Raw genomic sequence first — 24134 nt, forward strand, 5'->3', positions numbered from 1 at the left:
ATGCGTTCAATCTTGCTACTATCCCTATCAAATATAAAAAAGAAAAAAATGCAAAATGGATTCATAGGTTTAATTATCATGCTATCTGTAATTCTTTTAACGACAGCTGTAGTTGTAATGAATAATATAAGTGATGTATATGATAAGTTCCATGATAAAGTGAAAGGCTCACACGAAAGATTACAATTTGATAAGGGCTTACATGACCCACAAAAAATCCATGAGTGGTGGAATAACGAAAAAGGTGTAAAAACGTCGAGTCTTATGCGCTTTCAACAGTTGACTGGTGTAACTCATAAGGGAAAGGAAAATCCTAATATTCAAATGCTAATGATGGGCACTCCAGAAACCCCATTTTCAGTGGATAAATTGATATTCGCTGATGGTAAGGAAGAGACTGTTCCTGCTAAAGGGACAGTGTGGATTCCCACTTCATTAGCATATCCCAACGAGATTAAGCTTGGAGATAAAGTGCAATTTAAAATAGACAATAAAATGCTGGAACTGGATGTCTCAGCAATTGTTATTGATTTACCATATGGTGCTCCTTTTTCGGTAGAAGCTCGAATTTGAATGAATCCGCTTGATTATGAAGTAAGCTTCGAGAGTTTAGAAAAAACAGATAATTATATAATGACTTTGCGCTACGATGATTATACGCAAAATAGTTTTTACTGGGATAAATTTGAGAAAGAGCAAAGCTATCCATTTCAAGAATCAAAGACAGATTTTGAATCGATGTCTGCTTTTTATTTAATAATTGCAAAAATAGTCAGTATCATTTTAATATTCCTGGCTGTAATTATGATAATAATTGCTCTTTATACGATTGTGTTCACTGTTTCTGATGCAATATTTACAAGTTATAAGACAATAGGGATTATTAAATCATTGGGACTCACTTCATTACAAATTGTGGCAGTATATGTGATTCAATATACATCCCTGGCTGTGCTTGCTGTTCTTCCAGGAATGGTAGTAAGTTATTTCTTCTCTAACTTAGTCATTACAAAATCATTAGCTTACTTAAAAACAAATAATTCAAGTTTGAACATTTCATTCCTGGATTCAGCTGTGTTAATTAGTATTCTAGTTATTTTAGTTATAAGTATGACTGCTTTTATCATTTCATTAAAAGCTCGTTCAATACAACCCGCTCAAGCTATTCGATATGGAATGGCTGAGAAGGAATCGACTAAACAGGCAGAGCGACTGAACAAGCGGAAAAACTTATTTGGCTTGGATAAATTACCTGTAACATGGGGGATGGGCATAAGAGGTATTTTTAAAAATCTTCGAGGCTCTTCTTTGATGATTATCATGTCGATGCTCACGACTTCATTTTTAGTATTTGGATCTATTTTTCTATATAGTATAGCATCTATCAAAGAAACGACAGCATCATGGGGGTATGATTCCTCTGATATTGCTGTGGGTTTACAAAACAAAAATAAACTATCTGCTGAAGATCTCAAGAAACATCTGTTATCTGATCCTAGGGTGAAAAATTTAGGCATGATTGCTAGTTTAACTGGTGTTATGCCAAAAGACAATTCTTTAAAGGAAGAGTCGATGGGATTAAGTTTAATGGCAGCTGAAGGAAGTTATGATGAAATAGGGTTTAGTAACTTGGAAGGAGAGAATCCTAAAGGTGCAAATGAAATCTCTTTAGGAGTAAATGTTGCCAAGAAATATAAAAAAGACGTAGGAGATCAGTTGGATATATATATCCAAGGACATAAATATCAATTTACTGTTTCGGGAATTTACCAATCCATTGCCAATATGTCAAACTCTGCTAGGATTACTATAGATGCAATTAGACAAGTGAATCCAGGATTTGATGAACTGGACGACGGTTATATTAATCTAAATGACGGAGTCTCGAGTGAACAATTTGTGCAAGAATTGAAGAAAAAATACGGAGATAAAATATTTGCAGCTACACAGGAATCGTTACTTGATGAGACATTCTCACAAGCTACTACTGTTATGCTAATACCGTTGTCAATTATAGGTTTACTCTTTATAGGGATAACATTTATGATAGTCTATAGCATTTGCAATATTAATACCAAGAAAGAAAGTAGAACGTATGGCATCTACAAATCGCTCGGTATGACTTCAAAGCAAATTAGAAGGGCAGCAACATCTGGAATAGTTGTGCTTGCTGGAATTGGTGCTGTACTTGGAGTACCTGTAGGAATGTATGGAATGCCTTTAATTCTAGATTCTGTATTAGCAAATTATGGTTTGGTTCAACTGCCACTAGTTATCCATGTGGGTGTAATCGTAGTCACCGTTGTATTATGTATCTTCACAGGTGCTTTTGCCTCTTGGTTAGCATCGAGGCTGGTCCGTAGTACGTCAGCTAAAAATTTGTCCAATGAATCTATGTCTGCATAGCAATGGAGTTTGAAGTGCTAGAAAAAATACTTTGGGACGGTATTAAAATGGGTTTATGTAAAGCTTAGAAAAGAGAATTAATAAAGTAACGAATATTGCTAGTTTTATGAGATGTATATTATGTTTTTGGTTGAATGTAATGAATTATAGGGGTGCTGAAAAGCTGTTGAGTTCATCTTGATTTTTTATTATCTATTTATAAGTACATTAACAGTCATACCCCCTCTCAAGATTCAGAGGAAAGAGAGGAAGATAGGTGGGGGATAACTGCCCGTAATAGCCCGATTGGTTTAACTAACTATCAGTAGGAATGAAGAAAATTCCCACTGATAGAAGTTTTACTTTATGCCATTTTAAATGATTTAAAAATACAAAATATGAATTTACGCGGTTGTTTTTTTAATTCAAAAAGAGAATTAATATTCTGAAAAGTTGTTTGTGAAGAGTATAGAGATTGGAAAATTGAGCTGTTTTAGTTGGATTTGGGATGTATTTTGGGTATGAAGCAATTAAAGGAGTTAGGGAACTCATATAAGAAAAGGATTGCGTTGTGAGGACGCAATCTTTTTTGCGCTTAGACTTTTCAATATTACTTTTCTTCGCCTAAAAGAAAAATAACTTTAAAAAGTAGTTGTTATTTGATATTGATATGTATACATGTAAAATGTTGTATGAGAGTAGATATTATATAGTAGATGAGGGCATTAGAAATGTCTATATTCTAATGTTTTTTAAATATAACTTCTGAAATGGTAAATTTTTATTTGTGAGGAAGGGCCTAAATAATGAGTTTTACATTAAATAAATCAATTATTAAACAGTTATGTGGAGAAACTTCGTACAAAAGAGGTGAGGCTTATTATCGATCAAAAAAAGTGTTTGTCAACAATTATAATGTTGACAGAGATAGTTGTGAAGCGATAGTGAAAGGAAATGAAGATTTTCGTGTCACAATAGAAAACGCTGATAATGGTGATATTGTTGCCAAATGTAGTTGTCCTTCATTAGCTTCTTTTGATTCATACTGCCAACATATCGCAGCTGTATTATTATATATCAATAATTTTCAACAAGCTGGACAATTCCTAGAGTCGAATGGTTCTAATTCAAAAAAAGATTCCATAAATAGTTTGTCTAGAGATATTCAATTAGCGAATGGGATGTTAGATTTATTCGGTGAAAAGCCGCTGCGACCTAAAAGTAAGCAGCATCGATTTGATACACGGAAAATTCTTAATGTAGAATTTATTTGTATTCCAGTTGCTTCAAGCAATGGAGGAGCGTTGATTGGCATTCAGGTGAAGCTTGAGAAGTTATACCCTGTATATAAAATTAGAGAGTTTCTTAATAGAGTAGAACAAAGAGAGTCTTTCGTATGTTCAAATGATTTTATTTATACGCCGGATGTTTATAGCTTTCAACAAGAAACGGATGCGGTTATTCAACAACTTATTCAAATCTATCGTAATGAAAAAATGTATTTAGAATCGTTGCAAATGAGCTCTGAACAAGATGAAAGTATGATTTTAATTCCACCTGCTTCATGGAATCATATTCTTTCATTGCTTTCGACTACCCCATTTGTAACGATTGAGCATGATGGGAAATCATTTCATGGTATACATGTCTCGAAAGAATTGTTACCTATAAATTTTGAGTTCAATAAAGGTGTAAATGGAGGATATATACTTCAGATTGATGGTTTATATCAAGTTCAGGTAATGGATACATATGGTTATGCTCTTTCTATAGGGCGGTTATATCAATTAAATGTTGAGGATTGTAATCGACTTGTTGAATTAAAGAGAATGATGCACCATTCACAAAGTAATCAATTTCATATTCCAAATAAGAAAATGGAACACTTTGTAGAAAAGGTAGTACCAGGTTTGATGAAACTTGGAAACGTTCGAATTGATGAGGTTGTATCAGAGCGGATTGAACAAACACCTCTTAAAGCGAAATTATTTTTAGATCGAGTTAAGAATCGTTTATTGGCAGGGCTAGAATTTCAATATGGAAATATTGTAATCAATCCGTTAGAAGAGGATGGACAACCTTCTGTACTTAATCGGGATGAGAAAAAAGAACAAGAAATTTTAAAAATTATGAATGAGAGTGCCTTTGCCAAGACTGAAGGCGGTTATTTTATGCATAATGAGGAAGCGGAATATAATTTCTTGTATCATGTTGTTCCGAAGTTAAAGAGTTTGGTCCAGATTTATGCAACTACTGCTATAAAGTTACGGATTTATAGAGGGAATAGTGCACCTATCATAAGGGTGAAGAGGAAAGAGCGAATTGATTGGCTATCATTCCGCTTTGATATAAAAGGAATTCCTGAATCAGATATCAAAAATGTACTGGCTTCACTTGAAGAAAAACATAAATATTATCGATTAGAAAATGGTTCATTATTATCGCTGGAAAGTAAGGAATTTAATGAGATTAACCAATTCATAAAGGAATCGGGTATCCGAAAAGAAATATTACAGGGTGAGGAAGTGAGTGTACCCTTAATTCGCAGTATGAAATGGATGGATTCACTTCGGGAAGGAAATGTTCTGAGCTTGGATCAATCGGTTCAAGAGTTGATGGGGAATATTCAAAATCCTAAAAATCTAAAATTTACTGTACCAGATAGCTTAAATACGGTACTTCGAGAGTATCAAAAATATGGATTTGAGTGGATGAAGACACTGGCATATTATTGTTTTGGTGGCATTTTAGCAGATGATATGGGTCTCGGAAAAACACTGCAAAGCATTGCTTTTATCGTTTCCGTCTTGCCTGAAATTCGCAAAAAGAAGCTACCTGCATTAGTTGTATCTCCTTCTTCTTTAGTCTATAACTGGCTTAGTGAATTGAAGAAATTCGCTCCAGATATACGTGCTATTATTGCTGATGGAAATCAAGTAGAGCGCCGAAACATTTTAAAGGATGTTACAAAATTTGACGTAATCATTACGTCGTACCCTTTATTACGAAGGGATGTAAAGTTATATGCACAACCATTCCATACGCTATTTCTTGATGAGGCACAAGCGTTTAAAAACTGTACGACGCAAACAGCAAAAGCGGTTAAAACGATTCAAGCAGAGTATCGATTTGCACTCACTGGAACGCCAGTAGAAAATTCTTTAGAAGAACTTTGGTCTATTTTTCATGTAGTGTTCCCAGAATTGTTACCAGGAAGAAAAGAATTTGGAGACTTGAGGCGTGAAAACATTGCAAGACGAGTGAAACCGTTTATACTACGTCGTTTGAAAGAAGATGTACTAAAAGAATTGCCAGAGAAAATTGAGCACTTACAATCGTCAGAGTTACTGCCGGATCAGAAAAAGCTTTATGCGGCTTATTTGGCAAAGCTGAAGCAAGAAACATTAAAGCATTTAAACAAAGATACATTGCGTAAAAATCGAATTAGAATTCTAGCTGGTTTGACACGACTTCGTCAGTTGTGTTGTCATCCAGCTTTGTTTGTCGATGACTACAAAGGAAGTTCAGCTAAATTTGAACAGCTACTGGAAATTGTAGAGGAGTGCAGGAGTACAGGAAAGAGGATCCTTATATTTTCACAATTTACGAAGATGCTTTCAATTATTGGACGTGAGTTGAACCGCCAAAGCGTACCTTATTTCTACCTAGATGGGAATACACCTGCCTTTGAGCGTGTAGAGTTATGCAACCGATTTAACGAAGGAGAAGGGGACTTGTTCCTTATTTCTTTAAAAGCTGGTGGCACAGGGCTGAATTTAACCGGTGCTGATACGGTCATATTATACGATTTATGGTGGAATCCTGCTGTCGAGCAGCAAGCGGCAGACCGTGCTTATCGGATGGGACAAAAGAATACTGTGCAAGTTATTAAGTTAGTAGCACATGGCACAATTGAAGAAAAAATGCATGAGCTCCAGGAGAAAAAGAAAAATCTGATTGAAGAAATTATTCAGCCAGGCCAGGAGAAACTGTCTTCCATTACGGAGGAGGAAATTAGAGATATTCTAATGATTTAATGAAAACGTATCCTGTACTTACTTATGTTAGAAACGCCTAAAAGAAAGGGTTGCGATATTGTGATTTAAATATGACCTGGAAACATCTATAAGAGGTCCGGCGCATCGCCATCAAGAAAATATAAATTTGTATCCAAATAATGAAAAAAGGCACTCAAATGAGTGCCTTTCTCTTTAATTGGTTTGCGTAATTCAATTACTTACTACGATTACTTTGTACGGACTATAATTCCCAGCACCATCCATTACTACTACACTGATTTTTGTTCCTAGTTTTTGAGCAGGGATGGTAATTGAAAATGCCCCTTGCGAGTTCACTTTCCCTCTACCGATAATAGTTGAGCCTATTTTTACATACACATTTGTATTAGGTTTAGCTGTTCCGATTACCGCTGTGTCTTTAGCTGTAATTTTATTCACATTCGGAGCTAATGGAGCCGTCTTGTTTTGCACAGTTACCGTTGTGTACGGACTATAATTCCCAGCACCATCCATTACTACTACACTGATTTTCGTCCCTAGTTTTTGAGCAGGGATGGTAATTGAAAATGCTCCTTGCGAGTTCACTTTCCCTCTACCGATAATAGTTGAGCCTATTTTTACATACACATTTGTATTAGGTTTAGCTGTTCCGATTACCGCTGTGTCTTTAGCTGTAATTTTATTCACATTCGGAGCTAATGGAGCCGTCTTGTTTTGCACAGTTACCGTTGTGTACGGACTATAATTCCCAGCACCATCCATTACTACTACACTGATTTTCGTCCCTAGTTTTTGAGCAGGGATGGTAATTGAAAATGCTCCTTGCGAGTTCACTTTCCCTCTACCGATAATAGTTGAGCCTATTTTTACATACACATTTGTATTAGGTTTAGCTGTTCCGATTACCGCTGTGTCTTTAGCTGTAATTTTATTCACATTCGGAGCTAATGGAGCCGTCTTGTTTTGCACAGTTACCGTTGTGTACGGACTATAATTCCCAGCACCATCCATTACTACTACACTGATTTTCGTCCCTAGTTTTTGAGCAGGGATGGTAATTGAAAATGCTCCTTGCGAGTTCACTTTCCCTCTACCGATAATAGTTGAGCCTATTTTTACATACACATTTGTATTAGGTTTAGCTGTTCCGATTACCGCTGTGTCTTTAGCTGTAATTTTATTCACATTCGGAGCTAATGGAGCCGTCTTGTTTTGCACAGTTACCGTTGTGTACGGACTGTAATTCCCAGCGCCATCCATTACTACTACACTGATTTTCGTCCCTAGTTTTTGAGCAGGGACGGTAATTGAAAATGCTCCTTGCGAGTTCACTTTCCCTCTACCGATAATAGTTGAGCCTATTTTTACATACACATTTGTATTAGGTTTAGCTGTTCCTGTTACCGCTGTGTCTTTATTCGTGACTATATTCACTTTTGGGGCTAAAGGCGTATCTGACTTTTTCGTAATGTAAGCAGAAGATATATAACCTGCTAATTTTTGATCTGCGGTTTTAACTGGGTACCATACAAATTGATTTTTACTGTTTAAAGATTTGTCATATGAAAAATCCCCTTGAATAATCAAGTTAGTATTTTTAGCTAATGGATTTCCAATGGAAGAAGAACTAGGTTGTGATCTTAAATTTACATTGTCCCTTGTTACTAATACATTGTCCCCCGTTTTAAAATGGTATACAGAAGCATGTGTCGGGTTAGTTAATGTGTATTCCTTCTTTTTGAGAACAATATTTTTGTCGCTGTTGGGATCATATTCAAAATCAGCTGTACTGAAAGGGAACTGACCTAATTTTGTATCATTTAAAAAACTGTATTGTTCAAGAATAGCAAAGACTCTTTCTTGATAAGCGTTTAGATTTTTCTTACCACTGGACTTATAAAGAGGGCTGTTTACAGGCTTTATGCCGTTGTAAGCCATGACAGGGAAGTACCAATTTTCAATTATCTCTGGTCCAGCAGCTTTTATTTTAGGAAGAGTCGTACTACGATACATGCTGTTAAGAATTTCAACGCCTGCTTGAATATTGTAGTAGATATCGTATTTCAATTTTTGTTGATCATATTTTGTTTGATTTGTAATTTGCATAATGCCGATTCCGCCATCTTGTGCGATTATAGGCTGGCCATTTCCATCAAATTGTTTCCAACCACTTTCTTGTGTGGCCACGGCTTTTACAACTTCGGGAGGTATCTTTGCTTCTAATGCTGCATTTGTCAGCAAGCAATTCATATGTTGGAGAGAGGGATTTTGATTCGGCTTAATTTCACCATACGGTCCGCATTTGGATGACCATGTTGACTCTGCAGAGGCTTCTTCATAAGACCAACTCAGGAGCATTAAACAAGTCAATAACCCTGCTCTCAGTAAGAGTGATTTCATTCTTTTATTCTCCAATCTATTTAATTTCAATATTTATATAGTTCATTTTATCATAATAGATTGGTATTTTTCTATAATTTGAGGGGGCACTGTAGAAAAAAGGAATACTATCCCATAGTGTGATGTGGTGATTTTTGTATCCCACATTAACGGGTAGTAATCTCCCGACCTCAAAGTTCGACAAGAAGAAAAGAAGTTGGGTGGGGGATAAACTGTCCAAAAAACCCCAATTGGTGAGGACTAATTTTCAGTAGGGATAAAGAAAATCCCACTGATTAAAGTTTCACTTTATAATCATCAGTTTCTTTTTCAACATTAAGAGGTAGCGCTTCGACATTTTTTAATAAACGATTGGTGTTAGTGGATTGATTTCCGTTAACATGGATTATGTGAATGAAAAAAACCTTCAGTAATCAATCTGAAGGGTTTTTTCTAGATACATTGAATATCAATACGTGACCTGCACTCGTTTTCTCTCTTTGTTTTCACTTGGCATGGGACAGGAAAAGGATCTAACCGTTTCTATGCATGGCCGGATGCTCTCTCCCACCTAAAAAGAAAGGTTTTATGTCGGTTTTTTAATTTGTATTTATATAGGATATATAGTCATTAATAAACAGAATGTACTATTTAAAAATACATAAAATATATTAAAAACATAGTACAAATCTATTATCCACTTAATAGATTTAAAATCCTATAGGTTTTGGAGGAAGACATATGCAAAAAAAAGTTCTTTTGTTTACGGATTTAGGAATTGACGACGCATTTGCTATTTTATACACCTTTTTTCGTAAGGATATTCAACTGGTAGGCATTGTAGCTGACTATGGAAATGTATCAAGGGAAAAGGCTATATGGAATATTAACTATTTAAAGTATATTGGGGGAAGGCAGGAGATACCTGTTTTTCTTGGTGCTTCTGTCCCTTTAACAGGTATAGCTGTTAAGTCTTTTCCAGAAGTGCATGGGGAAGCTGGGCTAGGACCTATTATTCCTCCTCAGATCACTTCGTCTGTTTATCCTATTCATGATATTTATCAGATTATAGATTCCAACTTGGACAATCTAACCATTATTAATCTAGGAAGACTTTCTTCTTTGGCAACCGCATTTGTTTTAAACTTAGCTAAGATGCAGGATGTGAAGGAATACATTTGTATGGGAGGGGCTTTTTTTTATCCCGGAAATGTGACAGCTGTGGCAGAAGCTAACTTTTACTCAGATCCTTATGCAGCAAATCTAATTCTGCAGTATGCTAAGAATTTGACAATTATTCCGTTAAACGTTACGCAAAGCGCGATTGTTACACCTGAAATGGTACAACAAATCGATGCGTTTCATCGTAACACACAGGATCCAGTAGGACTCATCATTAAACCTATGTTGGATTACTATTATAATTTCTACTCTAAATCGAATCCCGATATACAAGGAAGTCCTGTGCATGACTTTGTAACAATATGGTATCTGTTAAACCCAGATGCGGTTCGCCTCTCAAAAGTACCTATTAAAGTAATACCTGATCAAGGAGAGGGGTTCGGTCAAAGTATTGCCGATTTTCGTTTTACGACAAATCCAGGTTATAAAACACATAGTGTGGCTTTTCAGTTTGATTATGAAAGATTTAGGAGAGATATTATGGAAACCTTCTTAAAGAAGAGACTGTAGCGCATGTTAGATAAAGTGAAGCTTTCGATAACGGGCGTTATGTAAAATACATACAAATAGGAGAGACTGAATGACACAAGAGTATAATCTGTTACGTTTGTTAGAAATAATTCCAAAGGTCAAAACGGGTACAAGATTTATCTTAGGGATAGATGGCCTAAGTCGCTCAGGAAAGACAACACTTGTGAAGAAACTTAGTGAAAAACTTCAGGAAGAATTAATTCATGTATCTATCTTTCACATAGATGATCACATCGTTGAGCGAAAAAAATGTTACAATACTGGTAATGAAGAGTGGTTTGAACATTATTACTTACAATGGGATGTAAAATGGCTGCAAGGCAATTTATTTAAAATCTTAAAAACATCTAAAGGGATCCGTCTTCCTTTCTATGAAAGTAAAATGGATACACATGAAATTAAGAATATAGCACTGCCTGAAACAGGAGTTATCATAATTGAGGGCGTCTTTTTACAGCGTAAAGAATGGAAAGACTCCTTTGATTGCTTAGTTTATTTAGATTGTCCACGAGACCAAAGGTTTTCCCGTGAAAGTAAATACACACAAGAAAATCTTGCAAAGTTCAAACAAAGGTACTGGACGGCGGAAGAGCATTATTTAAAAACTGAATTCCCTAAGGAACGGGCTAATTTAGTTTTAGAAGCATAGTAAAATCGATATAAAGAGCTAATTGCCGAGAGTGAGGTCTTATGTAAATTAACTTTGTATATCCTGTTCATTTTGGATTGGTGATAAAAGGAAGGGGCTGATTTGCTATGAGAATTCAAGATTCTATTTATGGAGATTTTGTTTTAGAGCCAGTTCTTGCAGAATTGATCTATACTAAACCCATTCAAAGACTTAAAAATGTTCATCAAGGTGGAGCAAGTTATTTAGTAAATTCAAAATGGAATGTAACTCGGTTTGATCATTCTGTTGGTGTCATGTTATTAATCAAAAAGTTAGGTGGCTCTATGGAAGAACAAATAGCAGGATTATTGCATGATATTTCGCATACAGCTTTTTCTCATGTAGTAGACTTTGTTTTAGATAATGCAGAGCAAAATTATCATGAACAAATATTTGAGGAAATTCTTATGTCATCTGAAATTCCTTCCGTTTTAAAGGAACATGGGATTAAACTTGAATCTATATTACCGATAGAAAGATGGTCTTTATTAGAACAGCCACTCCCTTTGCTTTGTGCAGACCGCATAGACTATACACTTCGTGATTTGGCTACGTATAACATGATTCCTTTAGACAAAGTTTCCTATTTTGTAGATACCTTAAGAATCATTGACCAAAAAATATGTGTGGAGTCTATTGATGCAGCAGAATGGTTTGTAGAAGCTTATTATACCGAAGTGATTGACTTTTTTCTGCATCCATTAAACGTATATGGATATGCTATGCTAACAGATATATTAAAAATAGCGATGAAGAAGCAAATCATTCAATTGAATGATTTATTATTAGATGATTTTACTGTATGGAAGAAGTTGCTTAATAGTCGTGATGATGAAGTTTTAAGTAGAATAAGGAATCTTGATAAGAAAGTGATAAGCAATGAAGATGATTATGACATACATCAAAAGAAAAAGGTCCGAATCATTGACCCTTTAGTTCTTGTAGGGAATAGTCAACTTAGGAAGGCTACAGAACTTTCTAATAAAGTAGTAGAATTAAACCAAAAAGCTTTGGGAAAATCATTAAAAGGAACATTTGTTAAAGTTCTAGATGCGTAGGGTTTCGTTACATGTATATAAATCCATTTTGATTTTTCGACATATAAGCCGCGGCTATGGATAACAAAAGGTGACCTGCACTCGTTTTCTCTCTTTGTTTTCACTATGTCTGGGCAGGAAAAGGATCTGACCGCCTCTATGCATGGCCAGATGCTCTCTCCCAACCTAAAAAGAAGGGTTTTATGTCGGTTTTTTAATTTGTATTTATATAGGTGGGGCCTTGATTATGAGACGAAAGATAGCCTCGTAAAGACTTCCTTTTTCAATGGTTGCATAAAAATATCGGTATTAACACAATCTATTAATAAAGCCATAATATAAAGAATTGAAACACATTTTTAAATTTTTTGTTGACTTTTTTATTTTTTTGTATAGAATAATCATTAATAAAATGTTTCAGAGATGTAACAACAAAACGACTGTGAAAGGAAGAGTAGTAATAGGACGTAGTCAAAGCGAATCGGGGGCGGTGTGAGCCTGATACGAAGCCTGTTATGAAGAACCTCCTGGAGTCGCTAACCGAAATCCTTTAGAGGGAAAGTAGACTTAGCCGGGTACTTCGCCGTTACAAGAAGAACAGTATCGAGATCTCTCTAATCTCCGTACTGAATAAGTGAGCAACCTCTGTTGCTAATTTGGGTGGTACCGCGGAACCAAAGCCTTTCGTCCCAGTTTTTTGGGAAAGAAGGGCTTTTTTTATTGGTTTCTTTCCACTACATCCAAACATTTTAGGAGGAAAACAACATGTATCAATCATTAATGACAGTAAGAGAGACACAAATCGCAATTAAGGAAGTTAAAACATTTTTTGAGGATCAATTAGCAAAACGCCTGGAGTTATTCCGCGTCTCTGCACCGTTATTCGTAACGAAAAAGTCAGGCTTAAACGATCACTTAAACGGTGTGGAACGTCCAATTGAATTTGATATGCTGCATTCAGGAGAAGAGTTAGAAATTGTACACTCACTAGCAAAATGGAAACGATTTGCATTACATGAATACGGATATGAAGCTGGTGAAGGTTTATATACAAACATGAACGCGATTCGCCGTGATGAAGAACTTGATGCAACACATTCCATTTATGTTGACCAATGGGACTGGGAAAAAATCGTCCAAAAAGAATGGCGTACAGTGGATTACTTACAAGAAACAGTACGAACAATTTATGGAATATTTAAAGATTTAGAAGATCATTTATTTGAAAAATATCCGTTCCTTGGTAAGTACTTACCGGAAGATATCGTATTTATCACATCTCAAGAGCTAGAAGATAAATACCCAGAATTAACACCGAAGGATCGTGAACATGCAATCGCAAAAGAACATGGCGCAGTCTTTATTATCGGAATTGGAGATGTACTTCGTTCAGGTGAAAAACATGACGGACGTGCCTCTGACTATGACGATTGGAAATTAAACGGAGACATCTTATTCTGGCATCCAGTATTACAAGCTTCATTTGAATTATCATCGATGGGTATTCGCGTTGATAGTAAATCGCTTGACGAACAATTAACAAAAAAAGGTGAAGATTTCAAACGTGACTACGATTTTCATAAAGGGATTTTAGAAGATGTACTTCCTCTTACACTAGGCGGTGGTATTGGACAATCGAGAATGTGCATGTACTTCTTACGCAAGGCACACATTGGTGAAGTTCAAACTTCTGTATGGCCTGATGATTTGCGTGAAGCATGTAAAAAGGAAAACATTCATTTGTTTTAAAAGAGGAAAGAAATCTCTTAAGTAAAAAAGATTTATTTTAGATGAGTCGTTTTCTATTTCTTAAAAAATAAGTAATAATTCTTACAAGGTTTGTACAGCTAAGATTTAGTAGTTTTTACTATATAATGAAGTAACTTAACGTTGTTTTGTGGAATCAATATACAAAACACCCAAAATATCCAAGAATGTCTTTTCTCATACCGATGAGATTCTCTTCCGTTTTTCTGTAGAAGGATGAACAATCGAGACGAGGCACTTGATTATTTTGGGTGTTTTTTGTCGAGTTTTATAAAAATGAAACATGATAAGGGGTCAAAAGATAAGGAAGACAATTGTATGATAGACTGGAAATTGATAGAAACGGATGTAACGTTAAAATATATAAATCCATTTCGGTTTTTCGACATATAAGCCGCGGCTATGGATAACAAAAGGTGACCCGTACTCGTTTTCTCTCTTTGTTTTCACTTGGCATGGGGCAAGAAAAGGATCTGACCGCTTCTATGCATGGCCGGATGCTCTCTCCCACCTAAAAAGAAGGGTTTTATGTCGGTTTTTTTAATTTGTATTTATATAGATATAATGTGTAGTATGCCAAAACGGTAGAATAAAGGGAAAACAATAAGCATATTAGGGAAGCGGGCTAATTATTTGTTTCATTGATGTTTCTAAATGTTAAATATGGAAAGAAATGAGGAGAAGAATATGTTACACAGTTTACGAGCAATAGAAGAAGCACAAAGGGGAAACTTACATGTCAAAGAAGCGAATTTATGGTTGGGATTTTTATTAGAAGAACACGGAACTGTAAGTGTAGAACGGAATTATCGTAGTGCATTAGATTATGTGGAACGAACGCTGCGGCATTTGGAAAAGATGGATGTGTCATATGGTATTCGTTTACGTGTGGAAACTGTTCTATGCTGGAGCGAAGTATCAAAGTGTGGTTCTGTTACACAACGTAATAAGTGGAAAGAATTAGGGGTTTCGTTTTTGGCGCATAATGAAGACTCAGCTTGGATTTATAGACGTTATTTTCCATATGATGATGTAACGGTTGCTCTCATCCGTACACATGGCTTGGTAGGACAAGTTCTGCGAGGAGAAGTATCCATGAGTTCCCATGAAGAATTGGTGAGATTATGGAAGCAGGGAATGATTCAGATAGAGGAACTTCGAGAAGTACTTCGAGTTTTAAATGAGTGCATTATTACTGGGGTATCGTCTGAGCTATGGGGGCGAGTACAAGGTGATGTATATGAACGTATTGATCAGATTCTCTGCGGAGAACTTGTCGAATATAGTGTGAAGGAACGAATTCGCCGGTTACGTACCGTTGCTTCTCCCAATGATAAGCACTTTGAACAAGAATATGCTGTAATCATGAATGATGCGCTGGAAGAAATGTTTACTACTTTATTTCATTATGACCTTTGGTATGTAGAAGCGGCATTAACTCACTTCAATTTTGAAGAATTCGTAAAAGTATTCGCTTTAACATATCAACGTGCCATTCATACGAATGTGGACCATATTAGTTTTCAGCCTCTTATGGATGCACTGTATTATGAGAGAGACGGAGAGAGACACTTAAATATATATGCCAAACGTGCGATTGAAAAGGTACTTCGAAGTGTATCGCTGGTCGAATTGCTGAATATAAGTCATATACCAAAAACAGAAATGTATCCAGAATTAACAGAAACAGAAAATGTGTTGACAGTTGGGTTTGGAACGAGTGAAGTTGGAAAAACGCTAATTGAATTTTGTTTAGCTTGTAAAAAAGAAAATAATGCTCATTATGAGCAAGCTGTCATGATGTTATGTGAAATATTTGGTTTACGCCGCGATGCGTTTGATCGCTTGGAAAATGAAGAAGAGTATCTTGCACATATGAATGGAAATGTAGATGAAAAAGCTGCTGTTCTTCCGTATGTTGTAGGAGATACGATAGTAGAAATTGGTCCTGGCGGGGGCGCCATGATGAATAAATTCAAAGAGGCTTATCCTGATAAGTCGATTATTGGTGTGGATTTATCACAAAACGTAATTGAGAAGTTAACAAATGATAAATACGAAAAGGGACACGGTTGGGATGTAACGTTAGGGGATGCTTTAAATCTTGCGGATACCTTCGAACCAGAAAGCATTTCTACTGTTCATTGCGGTTCTGTGAATCATGAAATCTTTTCATATGGAGAAACAGACGGCAAGAAGTTCAATATTGCCACAATGAAAAGATTAGTGGAGAGTGTCTTTCAAGTTTTAGAGCCTGGTGGGCGTTGGATTATAAGGGATGGAGTAAAAACAGAAAGTGATGAATGGTGTGAACTGCATTTTCATGATGAAACGGCGATGCCTTTCTTGCGAAATTATCAACGTGATTTTAAAGGGCGCCAAATTGCTGTAGAGGTGTTGAGTGTGGAGAGAGTACGTATGCCGATAAACGATGCAATGGAATTTTTATATACATATACGTGGGGACAAGAGGCGTATCCGCATGAAGTACAAGAACAATTTGGTGTATTCACACTTCAAGAGTATATTGATTTTATAGAGGATGTCGTAGGTTCAGAGAATGTAAAGGTGATAGAATCGAAACAGTATCTCTTAGCAGGTTACAAAGAACATCTCTCTCCCAAGGTCACACTGTATGATAAACATGGTGAACAGAAGTCATTACCAAGTAGCACATGTTTACTAGTGTTTGAGAAAAGCTAAATCGAAAAAAATTTTGTGAAAGAAAAGCATGTCTAATATTCCTTGTTCATCATCTACTAAAAGGATATTTTCTGTGCGCATTATGTATCCGCCTTTACATATTTTTTATTGTAATTTATCCCGCTATTTGCGTGTAGTAAGGCCTCTACCTCAAGATTATAAGGAAACTAAAGAAGAGAGGTGAGAGCTAATAATCAGTGGGGATAAAGAAAACCCCCACTGATTAAAGTTTCACTGCATAAAAGAATTGGGAATTGTTTGAGAATGTGTGTAAGAAAGTTTTTGTCCCGCTACTCAAGATTCAGAGAGAAACAAAGAAGGTAGGCGGGGGATAACTGCCCGTAAAAAACCGATTGGTGAAGGCTAATTATCAGTGGCGGATGAAGAAAAAAATCACTGATGGAAGTTTCATTTTATGGCATAAAAATAACAACAAAGAAGATACTCTTTGTTGTTATATATGAAAACGATTATAGAGTTAATTTGTTTGTAACATTGGATGAATTTTTGCCATAAACGATTGATGAAGTGCTTCTACACCATCCACTAAATGAAGGCGATCAATAACGACAGATACTTTAATTTCAGATGTACTTACCATTTTAATATGAATATTTTCTTCTTTTAATGTAGAGAACATGTCAGCAGCAACACCTGGATTGGACACCATACCTGATCCAACGATTGATACTTTTGCTAAATGATTTTCATGCTCTACAGATTCATAGTGAAGTGCTTTTTGAGTTTGTTCTAATACTGCTAGTGTTTCTTTTAAGTCATTGGAATGAATAGAGAAGGATAAATGTACAGTTCCTTCATTTGTAATGCTTTGAATAATGATATCAACATTAATGTGAGCATTAGCTAATGTAGAGAAGATGGTTGCAAGTGAGCCTTGCTCTAATCCTTTAATAGTTACGCGTGTAATATTATCTTCAAATGCAATACCTTTTACGATTGATTGTTGTTCCATGTTACATTCTCCCCTTACGATTGTTCCGTTTTCTTGTTCCATACTTGAGCGAACTTCTAATATTACGTTATGATTTTTCGCAAATTCAACTGCACGTGGATGAAGTACGCCAGCACCGAGATTTGCCAGTTCTAGCATCTCATCATAAGAAATTTCATCTAGTTTATAAGCGTCTTTTACAACGCGTGGGTCGGTCGTGTAAACTCCTGTTACATCTGTATAAATATCGCATTTTTTTGCTTTAAGTGCAGCAGCTAATGCAACGGCAGTTGTATCAGAGCCACCGCGGCCAAGTGTTGTAATTTCTTTTTCTTCACTTAATCCTTGGAAACCAGCGATAATTACAATTGTTCCTTCTTGTAAATATGATTGAATGCGTTCTGGGTTAATATCAGTAATCCGTGCACTACCATGTACAGATTCTGTTGTAATACCAGCTTGCCATCCTGTTAGTGAAATTGCCGCATAACCTTTTGCTTGTAGTGCCATTGTTAATAAGGAAATGGTTACTTGTTCACCAGTTGTCAGAAGTATGTCCATTTCACGTTTGCTAGGATTTTCCGTAATAGCAGTAGCTAGTGAAACTAATTCATCGGTGCTTTTCCCCATTGCGGAGACAACAGTGACAACACCGTGCCCTCGCTCATATTCTTCAATGATTAAATCTGCTACATGTTGAATGCGCTGAATACTTCCGACTGAAGTACCACCAAATTTTTGAACAATCGTTTCCATTGCATATTCCTTCTTTCGTCCATATTTGTTAAAAGGTCAGGAAAGGTGTGACAACACATAAGAGAGAAATCTAGAAATCCCCTTTATTCCTGTAGTTACCGGAAAGAAAATAAAAAAACACCATCTCAAATAAGTGAGGATGGTGCTGTTACAGGAAAAGGGAAACAGAAAAAGGAGCTAATAAAAAAACCGCCAAAAAAGGGAATATCATATAAAATGTGATATCTCTTTTTTGTAGATAGCTCTTCATACATACACGTCTGTATATATGACAGTTCTGTTTCTATTCGAAAACAGCCCCAATTGATATGTGCAGAGAAACTTATCAATTTCGGCAACACTTCCTTTCTTCTAAATTCATCGACATCTCTGTGTCTCCTTTAGAATACTTATAAGCGTTGCAACCTCTATCTCACGTTTTGGGCGAGAGTGTTTGGTTTATGAAGTTATTGGTAACATTTGTTTTATAATAATGAAAATATTTCAGGAAATCAAGTGGTTCATTAATATTCAGAATATTGAACCTATTATTATTGAAAAAATAATAGGTTTATCACTGAGAAGCTGAACTATATAAATACAAATTAAAAAACCGACATAAAACCTTTCTTTTTAGGTGGGAGAGAGCATCCGTTCATGCATAGAAGCGGTCAGATCCTTTTCCTGCGCCAGACATAGTGAAAACAAAGAGAGAAAACGGGTGTAGGTCACCTTTTGTTATCTATAGCCGCGGCTTATATGTCGAAAAATCAAAATGGATATATAGAGTAATAAGAAATTTCTATGCATATCCTAAGCTAATAGGGGAATGAATATTTCTTCACTATGCATAATATTAAGCAAGCACTTGTAAATCAAGCGTACTAAAGAGAAACGGTGATTTTACATACGCTATTTGCGGGTTAATAATCAGTGGGGGATGAAGAAAACCCCCACTGATTGAAGTTTCACTTTATAAATAACTCAACTTTTGCTAAGACGGATTATGTAAATACAAAATCCCTTCAGCACCTCCGTTTTGCTTTGAAAAGCTGGATAAACTGCATGGCAGAGTGACGCATTCAACAATGGTTTGACAGCTTCACATTTGGACCGAGTGCCGTTATGAGGAAGATTGCGAAAACACTTTTGAGTCGAAAAGAAGCATTCCTTGCCTGTGCCATCCATCCTTATTCAAATGGGATTACAGAAGGAACAAACAATAAAATCAAGCTACTCAAGCGTCGAGATTACGGCTATCGCAACATGGAACGATTCAAATTGCGAATTCGTCTTGAAACTGGTAGCTTATTCAAACATGTCAACTACAACTTATGGTGATGAACCAAATAATAGAAAGTATGTTAAAAAAGTTTAGCGGAAATATAATTTTACATATAAATGAATTATATAGATAATATGAATGGAGGGGTGTAAATGAAAAAGAAAAAACCAATTTATGTTCAAACTGAAATGGCAACATCAATGGACGAACTTTGGAAATATACACAAGATCCGAAGCTACATACAGAGTGGGATGCACGTTTTACCGGCATATCATATTTAGAGAAAAAGGAAGGCGAGCCACAACGTTTTTTATATAAAACAAAAATCGGTTTTGGGCTTGAAATAGCTGGAGAAGGAGAATCGATAGGAGAATTACAAAAAGAAACGGGAGAGCGAATTTCTTCGCTGAAATTTTGGACAGACAGCAAGTTATCATTGATACAAGTAGGAAGAGGCTATTGGAAGTATACGCCGAATGGAAAAAACATTAGCTTCGAAACGCAGTATGATTATGACACAAGGTTCGGAAGTATAGGGAAATTCATAGATTTATACATATTTCGCTCGCTATTAGGTTGGGCAACGGCATGGAGTTTTGATGCTTTAAAATTATGGTTAGAAAAGGGATTTCATCCACGCTTATTATTACGAAGAGCGGTTACGTATTGGCTCGTTTGTTTCTTATTTTCATTTGTTTGGATCTATCAAGGGCTAATTCCGAAAGTGTTGTTTGCTCATCCGGAAGAGGTACGGATGCTTTCTGTTCTTATTGGTTCAACTGATAATAGTATATTAGCTATTAAAATGATTGGATTTTTAGAAATATTGTTTGGAATCATGTGGTTGTTACCTTTTCAAAAGAGGAAGTTATTTTTATTTCATATGACCATTCTATTGGTTTTGATAGCTGCAGCAGGATTCACAAATGTTGCTAGTTTTATACAACCATTTAATCCAATTACCTTAAATATTACACTAATTGGATTATCAATCATTGGCTATATGAATAGTAGTGACTTACCACGAGCAAAACATTGTAAGAGAAATAGAAAGGGGTAAACATGTGCCTAGCATCTATGAAACATTATTAGGAGAATCCTATCATCATTTACACCCAAAATTACAAAAACGTTATGCAATTACGGAAGAACATAGCTTTATAGGAGAAGGGCGAATGGATGAAATTACAGAAGGTTCTGTTGTTGCAAGAACGATCTTAAAAGTTGCAGCAAAGTTCCGGATGTTCTTTTCAGAAAGAGGCGAAGAAGTGCCATTTACGATTCATAATACTGCAGAGAAGGATCATAAAGGTGAAGTATTTGTAAGGTGGAACCGTATGTTTCTATTTGGAACAAAAAAGCGTTATTTTAATGCCATTATGTACTTAAATGATGAACAAGATGAAATTGTTGACTATTTTGGTGAACCGCATTTGCTTGTATCAACGCTTGCGTTTCATGTTGATGAAAAAGGAGCGATTCATATTGCATCGAAAAAGCAATGGTTCTACTTATTTGGAATGAAAATACCATTGCCAAAGTTCTTATACGGAGAGGCAAAGATTACAGAGAGCTATGATGATGAATTGGATTGTTATCGAATTCATGTACAAGTCCGAAATCCATTGTTAGGACCGCTTTTCTCTTATAAGGGAACGTTTATGGAAAGGGATACAAATTTATGAAAAATATAGCTATTGGACTTATATGTTACATCATTTTTCTGATAGTGGAATGGCCAAAGTTACATCCCGTTGAATCCATCATTTTATTATCGATTCTTCTATTTATACCAATGTCATTTTGTATTGTTGATAAGTATAAAAGAGATGGATCTATATTACCATTACATAGGTTTGTATCGCTCCTATATCCAGTGGCAGCGATTAGTGCAATGCTTGCTTTTGTAACAAATCAATTTTTCTTTGCGATTATTTGGTTCTTATATACAGGTATCATTGCTTTATTCGGATTAAGTAGATTGCTAGAAAGAGGATGGAGGCCGCTAGAAGAAACGGCAATTGATAGTGGTTTTATCTACTTGTTTTTAGGTGGTTTTTGGTTCTTTGCCTCGGTAGCAAACATACCAATTATGCAGTTTAGTTCAGATATTGTTTTGCTAACAGCAGCTCATTTTCATTATTCTGCTTTTCTACTTCCTTTATCTGCAGGTTTGCTAGGTAGAAAACAACAGAAGAAAAATAAACTGTATGTGGTCATTACGTTTATTATCGTCATCTCTCCGATGACAGTAGCACTTGGTATTACCTATTCGAGGACATTTGAATTTTTTGCCGTACTTATTTATCTTATTTCGCTTTACGCTTATGGTGTTTTCGTGTGGAAAACGAAATTTACCTTTATGAGTGCGGAAATTCTTCTTATTATTTCGTCTAGTACACTTATGATTACGATCTTCTTTTCGCTTTTATACTCATATGGGAACTTCCGGCAAGTCATGACCATTACGATTGCTCAGATGGTTTGGATTCATGGAGTGGTGAATGGAATTGGTGTGGCATTGCCTGTGTTTGTTGGCTGGATGATTGAAAAAAATGCTCCGATATACATACATTATGGAAAACCGATGAGTCATATCAAAGGGAAAAGGAAAGTTGGAGAGAATGTTTTGTTACAAAATGATCTAGTAGAGAAGAGAGAATATACAGGTCTTGTAAATAAAATGACAGACTTTCATGGTAAGCAGTTTGATGCAAGGAACGTATTACCACGTATCGTTGATTTTTATGAGCATACGAAAAACTATGAATTAAAAGCGAATATTCATTGGGCACGTTGGTTTCAGCCTTTTGCCTTCCTATACGAAAAAATAAGTCGACGTGTGCAGCAAATTCATTTAGGAACGGGGAATCAGTGGGAAACCATGCACGGTAACATCGTTGCTATAAAAGATGATAAAGACGGTAGAAAAGATGTAAGAGCGTGGGTTCGGAAAAATGAACAAGATGAAACGATCTTTGTCGCGCTCTATTCTCTGCACGAATATAATGGGGAAACGTATATGAATATTGCGCTGCCATTACCATATTCGAATATGACCGGTATTTTAAAACTACGTAATCATAACAAGGATCTTATTATTACGAGCCGACTAAGAAAAAGTGCAAGAGGGGACGAAGGCATTTATTTACATAGTCGTTTCTTTACGATTCGCTTACCGTTATCCGAAACGTTTACGATAAAAGAAAAAGATGAAACAACTTTAACAGCACATCATCAAATGTGGATATTTGGTGTGAAATTTTTGGAGATTGATTATGAGATTGAAAGAGTGAAAAATCTTCGTTAATGAGGATGGGGTGTGTAAGTTGGATAATTTATATAAATACAAATTAAAAAACCGACATAAAACCCTTCTTTTTAGGTGGGAGAGAGCATCCGGTCATGCATAGAGGCGGTCAGATCCTTTTCCTGCCCCATGCCAAGTGAAAACAAAGAGAGAAAACGAGTGCAACCTTTTGTTATCCAAAACCGCGGCTATATGTCGAAAAATCAAAATGGATTTATATATAAGTAAAGAGCCTTCGTATACTTCAACATAACCTAAAAAATGCCTTTGGTATCAGACCATAGGCATTTTTTATTTGACCATCAGTAATTCTTAAGAATTCTTAAGAAATTCCCCACAAGAAACTTAAAAAATTTCTGAGAAGATAATAACAGATACTAAGAGATAGGGGATGAAGTTATGGGGAGTGCAGTAGTAGAGGTAAAACAGGTAGAGAAAGTATACGGAAAAAAGAATGAAAATCAATCGAAGGCATTAAAGGGTGTAACGTTATCAGTAAAAGAGGGAGAGTTTGTGGGGATTATGGGACCTTCGGGTTCTGGTAAAACGACGCTTTTGAATGTGATTTCGACACTCGATCAGGCGACTGGTGGTACAGTTACGATTGCTGGAACAGATATTACGAAAATGAAGGGAAATACATTGTCTGATTTCAGGGCGCAAAAACTAGGTTTTATTTTTCAAGACTTTAACCTTCTTGAGAATCTCTCCATCTATGAAAATATTGCATTGCCGCTTTCATTGCAAGGAGTACCGTCCAAAGATATTGGTGGAAAAGTACAAGAGGTTGCTAAGAAACTTGGGATACAAGAAATTTTAGAGAAATATCCAACTGCTGTTTCCGGTGGTCAAAAACAGCGCACTGCCGCAGCGCGCGCACTCGTACATAATCCGGCAATTGTTTTGGCAGATGAGCCAACAGGTGCACTTGATAGTAAAAATGCCAAAAGCTTATTAGAAGCAATGCAAGACTTACATGAAAATCATGAGGTGAGCATTATGATGGTAACACATGATGCGTTTAGTGCAAGCTATTGTCAGCGTATTTTGTTTATACAAGACGGATTGCTTTATAAAGAAGTTCACCGCACTGGAAGTCGAGAAGCATTTTATCAAGATATTCTAAGTGTGCTTGGAAAAATGGGATCTTCCCAGGAAGCGATATAAGGAGGTGAGAA

General features: G+C 35.9%; 15 protein-coding genes, 1 riboswitch and 1 other annotated feature. Of the genes, 13 read left to right on the forward strand and 2 right to left on the reverse strand.

Annotated elements, in window-relative coordinates; all coding sequences use genetic code 11:
• The 3 genes from QRE67_RS08435 (at position 1) to QRE67_RS08445 (ending at position 6422) form a co-directional block, all read left to right on the forward strand.
• Positions 1-573 carry a hypothetical protein gene (locus QRE67_RS08435; protein ID WP_286124444.1) on the forward strand — a complete coding sequence of 191 codons (573 nt, stop codon included), beginning with the start codon at positions 1-3 and terminating at the stop codon, positions 571-573.
• Positions 574-2406 carry an ABC transporter permease gene (locus tag QRE67_RS08440; protein ID WP_286124445.1) on the forward strand — a complete coding sequence of 611 codons (1833 nt, stop codon included), beginning with the start codon at positions 574-576 and terminating at the stop codon, positions 2404-2406.
• Between the two features lie 785 nt (positions 2407-3191).
• Entirely contained in the window at positions 3192-6422 is a 3231-nt protein-coding gene (locus QRE67_RS08445) for an SNF2 helicase associated domain-containing protein (protein ID WP_286124446.1), read from the forward strand.
• Positions 6423-6614: 192 nt separating this feature from the next.
• Here the strand turns inward: QRE67_RS08445 and QRE67_RS08450 are convergent, their stop codons facing one another.
• Positions 6615-8804, reverse strand: a complete 2190-nt coding sequence (locus tag QRE67_RS08450; RefSeq protein WP_286124447.1) for an Ig-like domain-containing protein — start codon at positions 8802-8804, stop codon at positions 6615-6617.
• Positions 8805-9524: 720 nt separating this feature from the next.
• On the opposite strand from QRE67_RS08450, the gene QRE67_RS08455 reads away from it, so the two are divergent.
• The 5 genes from QRE67_RS08455 (at position 9525) to QRE67_RS08475 (ending at position 16673) form a co-directional block, all read left to right on the forward strand.
• On the forward strand, positions 9525-10475 hold the full coding sequence (locus QRE67_RS08455) for a nucleoside hydrolase (protein ID WP_286124448.1): 951 nt from the start codon (positions 9525-9527) through the stop codon (positions 10473-10475).
• Between the two features lie 70 nt (positions 10476-10545).
• Positions 10546-11145, forward strand: a complete 600-nt coding sequence (locus QRE67_RS08460) for a kinase (RefSeq protein WP_286124449.1) — start codon at positions 10546-10548, stop codon at positions 11143-11145.
• Between the two features lie 107 nt (positions 11146-11252).
• The gene (locus QRE67_RS08465; protein ID WP_286124450.1) at positions 11253-12224 is read left to right on the forward strand and encodes an HD domain-containing protein; all 972 of its coding nucleotides are present in this window, start codon (positions 11253-11255) and stop codon (positions 12222-12224) included.
• 412 nt (positions 12225-12636) lie between these two features.
• Positions 12637-12898: a binding site (T-box leader), on the forward strand.
• A 70-nt stretch (positions 12899-12968) separates the two neighbouring features.
• Positions 12969-13952: an aspartate--ammonia ligase gene (asnA, locus tag QRE67_RS08470; protein ID WP_286124451.1), complete on the forward strand. Its 984-nt coding sequence runs from the start codon at positions 12969-12971 to the stop codon at positions 13950-13952.
• 705 nt (positions 13953-14657) lie between these two features.
• The gene (locus tag QRE67_RS08475; protein WP_286124452.1) at positions 14658-16673 is read left to right on the forward strand and encodes a class I SAM-dependent methyltransferase; all 2016 of its coding nucleotides are present in this window, start codon (positions 14658-14660) and stop codon (positions 16671-16673) included.
• 478 nt (positions 16674-17151) lie between these two features.
• Here QRE67_RS08475 and QRE67_RS08480 read toward each other — a convergent pair whose 3' ends face one another.
• On the reverse strand, positions 17152-18381 hold the full coding sequence (locus tag QRE67_RS08480; RefSeq protein WP_286124453.1) for an aspartate kinase: 1230 nt from the start codon (positions 18379-18381) through the stop codon (positions 17152-17154).
• A gap of 231 nt (positions 18382-18612) precedes the next feature.
• Positions 18613-18799: riboswitch (Lysine riboswitch) on the reverse strand.
• A 641-nt stretch (positions 18800-19440) separates the two neighbouring features.
• On the opposite strand from QRE67_RS08480, the gene QRE67_RS08485 reads away from it, so the two are divergent.
• From QRE67_RS08485 to QRE67_RS08505, 5 genes are all read left to right on the forward strand, one after another.
• Positions 19441-19701 carry a transposase gene (locus tag QRE67_RS08485; protein WP_286125222.1) on the forward strand — a complete coding sequence of 87 codons (261 nt, stop codon included), beginning with the start codon at positions 19441-19443 and terminating at the stop codon, positions 19699-19701.
• A 96-nt stretch (positions 19702-19797) separates the two neighbouring features.
• On the forward strand, positions 19798-20706 hold the full coding sequence (locus QRE67_RS08490) for a DoxX-like family protein (protein ID WP_286124455.1): 909 nt from the start codon (positions 19798-19800) through the stop codon (positions 20704-20706).
• Between the two features lie 4 nt (positions 20707-20710).
• A complete protein-coding gene (locus QRE67_RS08495; protein ID WP_286124456.1) occupies positions 20711-21331 on the forward strand; it encodes a DUF4166 domain-containing protein in 621 nt (206 codons plus the stop codon).
• Positions 21328-22956, forward strand: a complete 1629-nt coding sequence (locus QRE67_RS08500) for a YndJ family protein (protein WP_286124457.1) — start codon at positions 21328-21330, stop codon at positions 22954-22956. Before QRE67_RS08495 ends, QRE67_RS08500 begins: the two co-directional genes overlap by 4 nt.
• A gap of 399 nt (positions 22957-23355) precedes the next feature.
• Positions 23356-24123 carry an ABC transporter ATP-binding protein gene (locus tag QRE67_RS08505; RefSeq protein WP_286124458.1) on the forward strand — a complete coding sequence of 256 codons (768 nt, stop codon included), beginning with the start codon at positions 23356-23358 and terminating at the stop codon, positions 24121-24123.
• The last annotated feature ends 11 nt before the right edge of the window (positions 24124-24134 follow it).

This window comes from Bacillus sp. DX3.1, from assembly GCF_030292155.1.
Lineage (GTDB): Bacteria > Bacillota > Bacilli > Bacillales > Bacillaceae_G > Bacillus_A.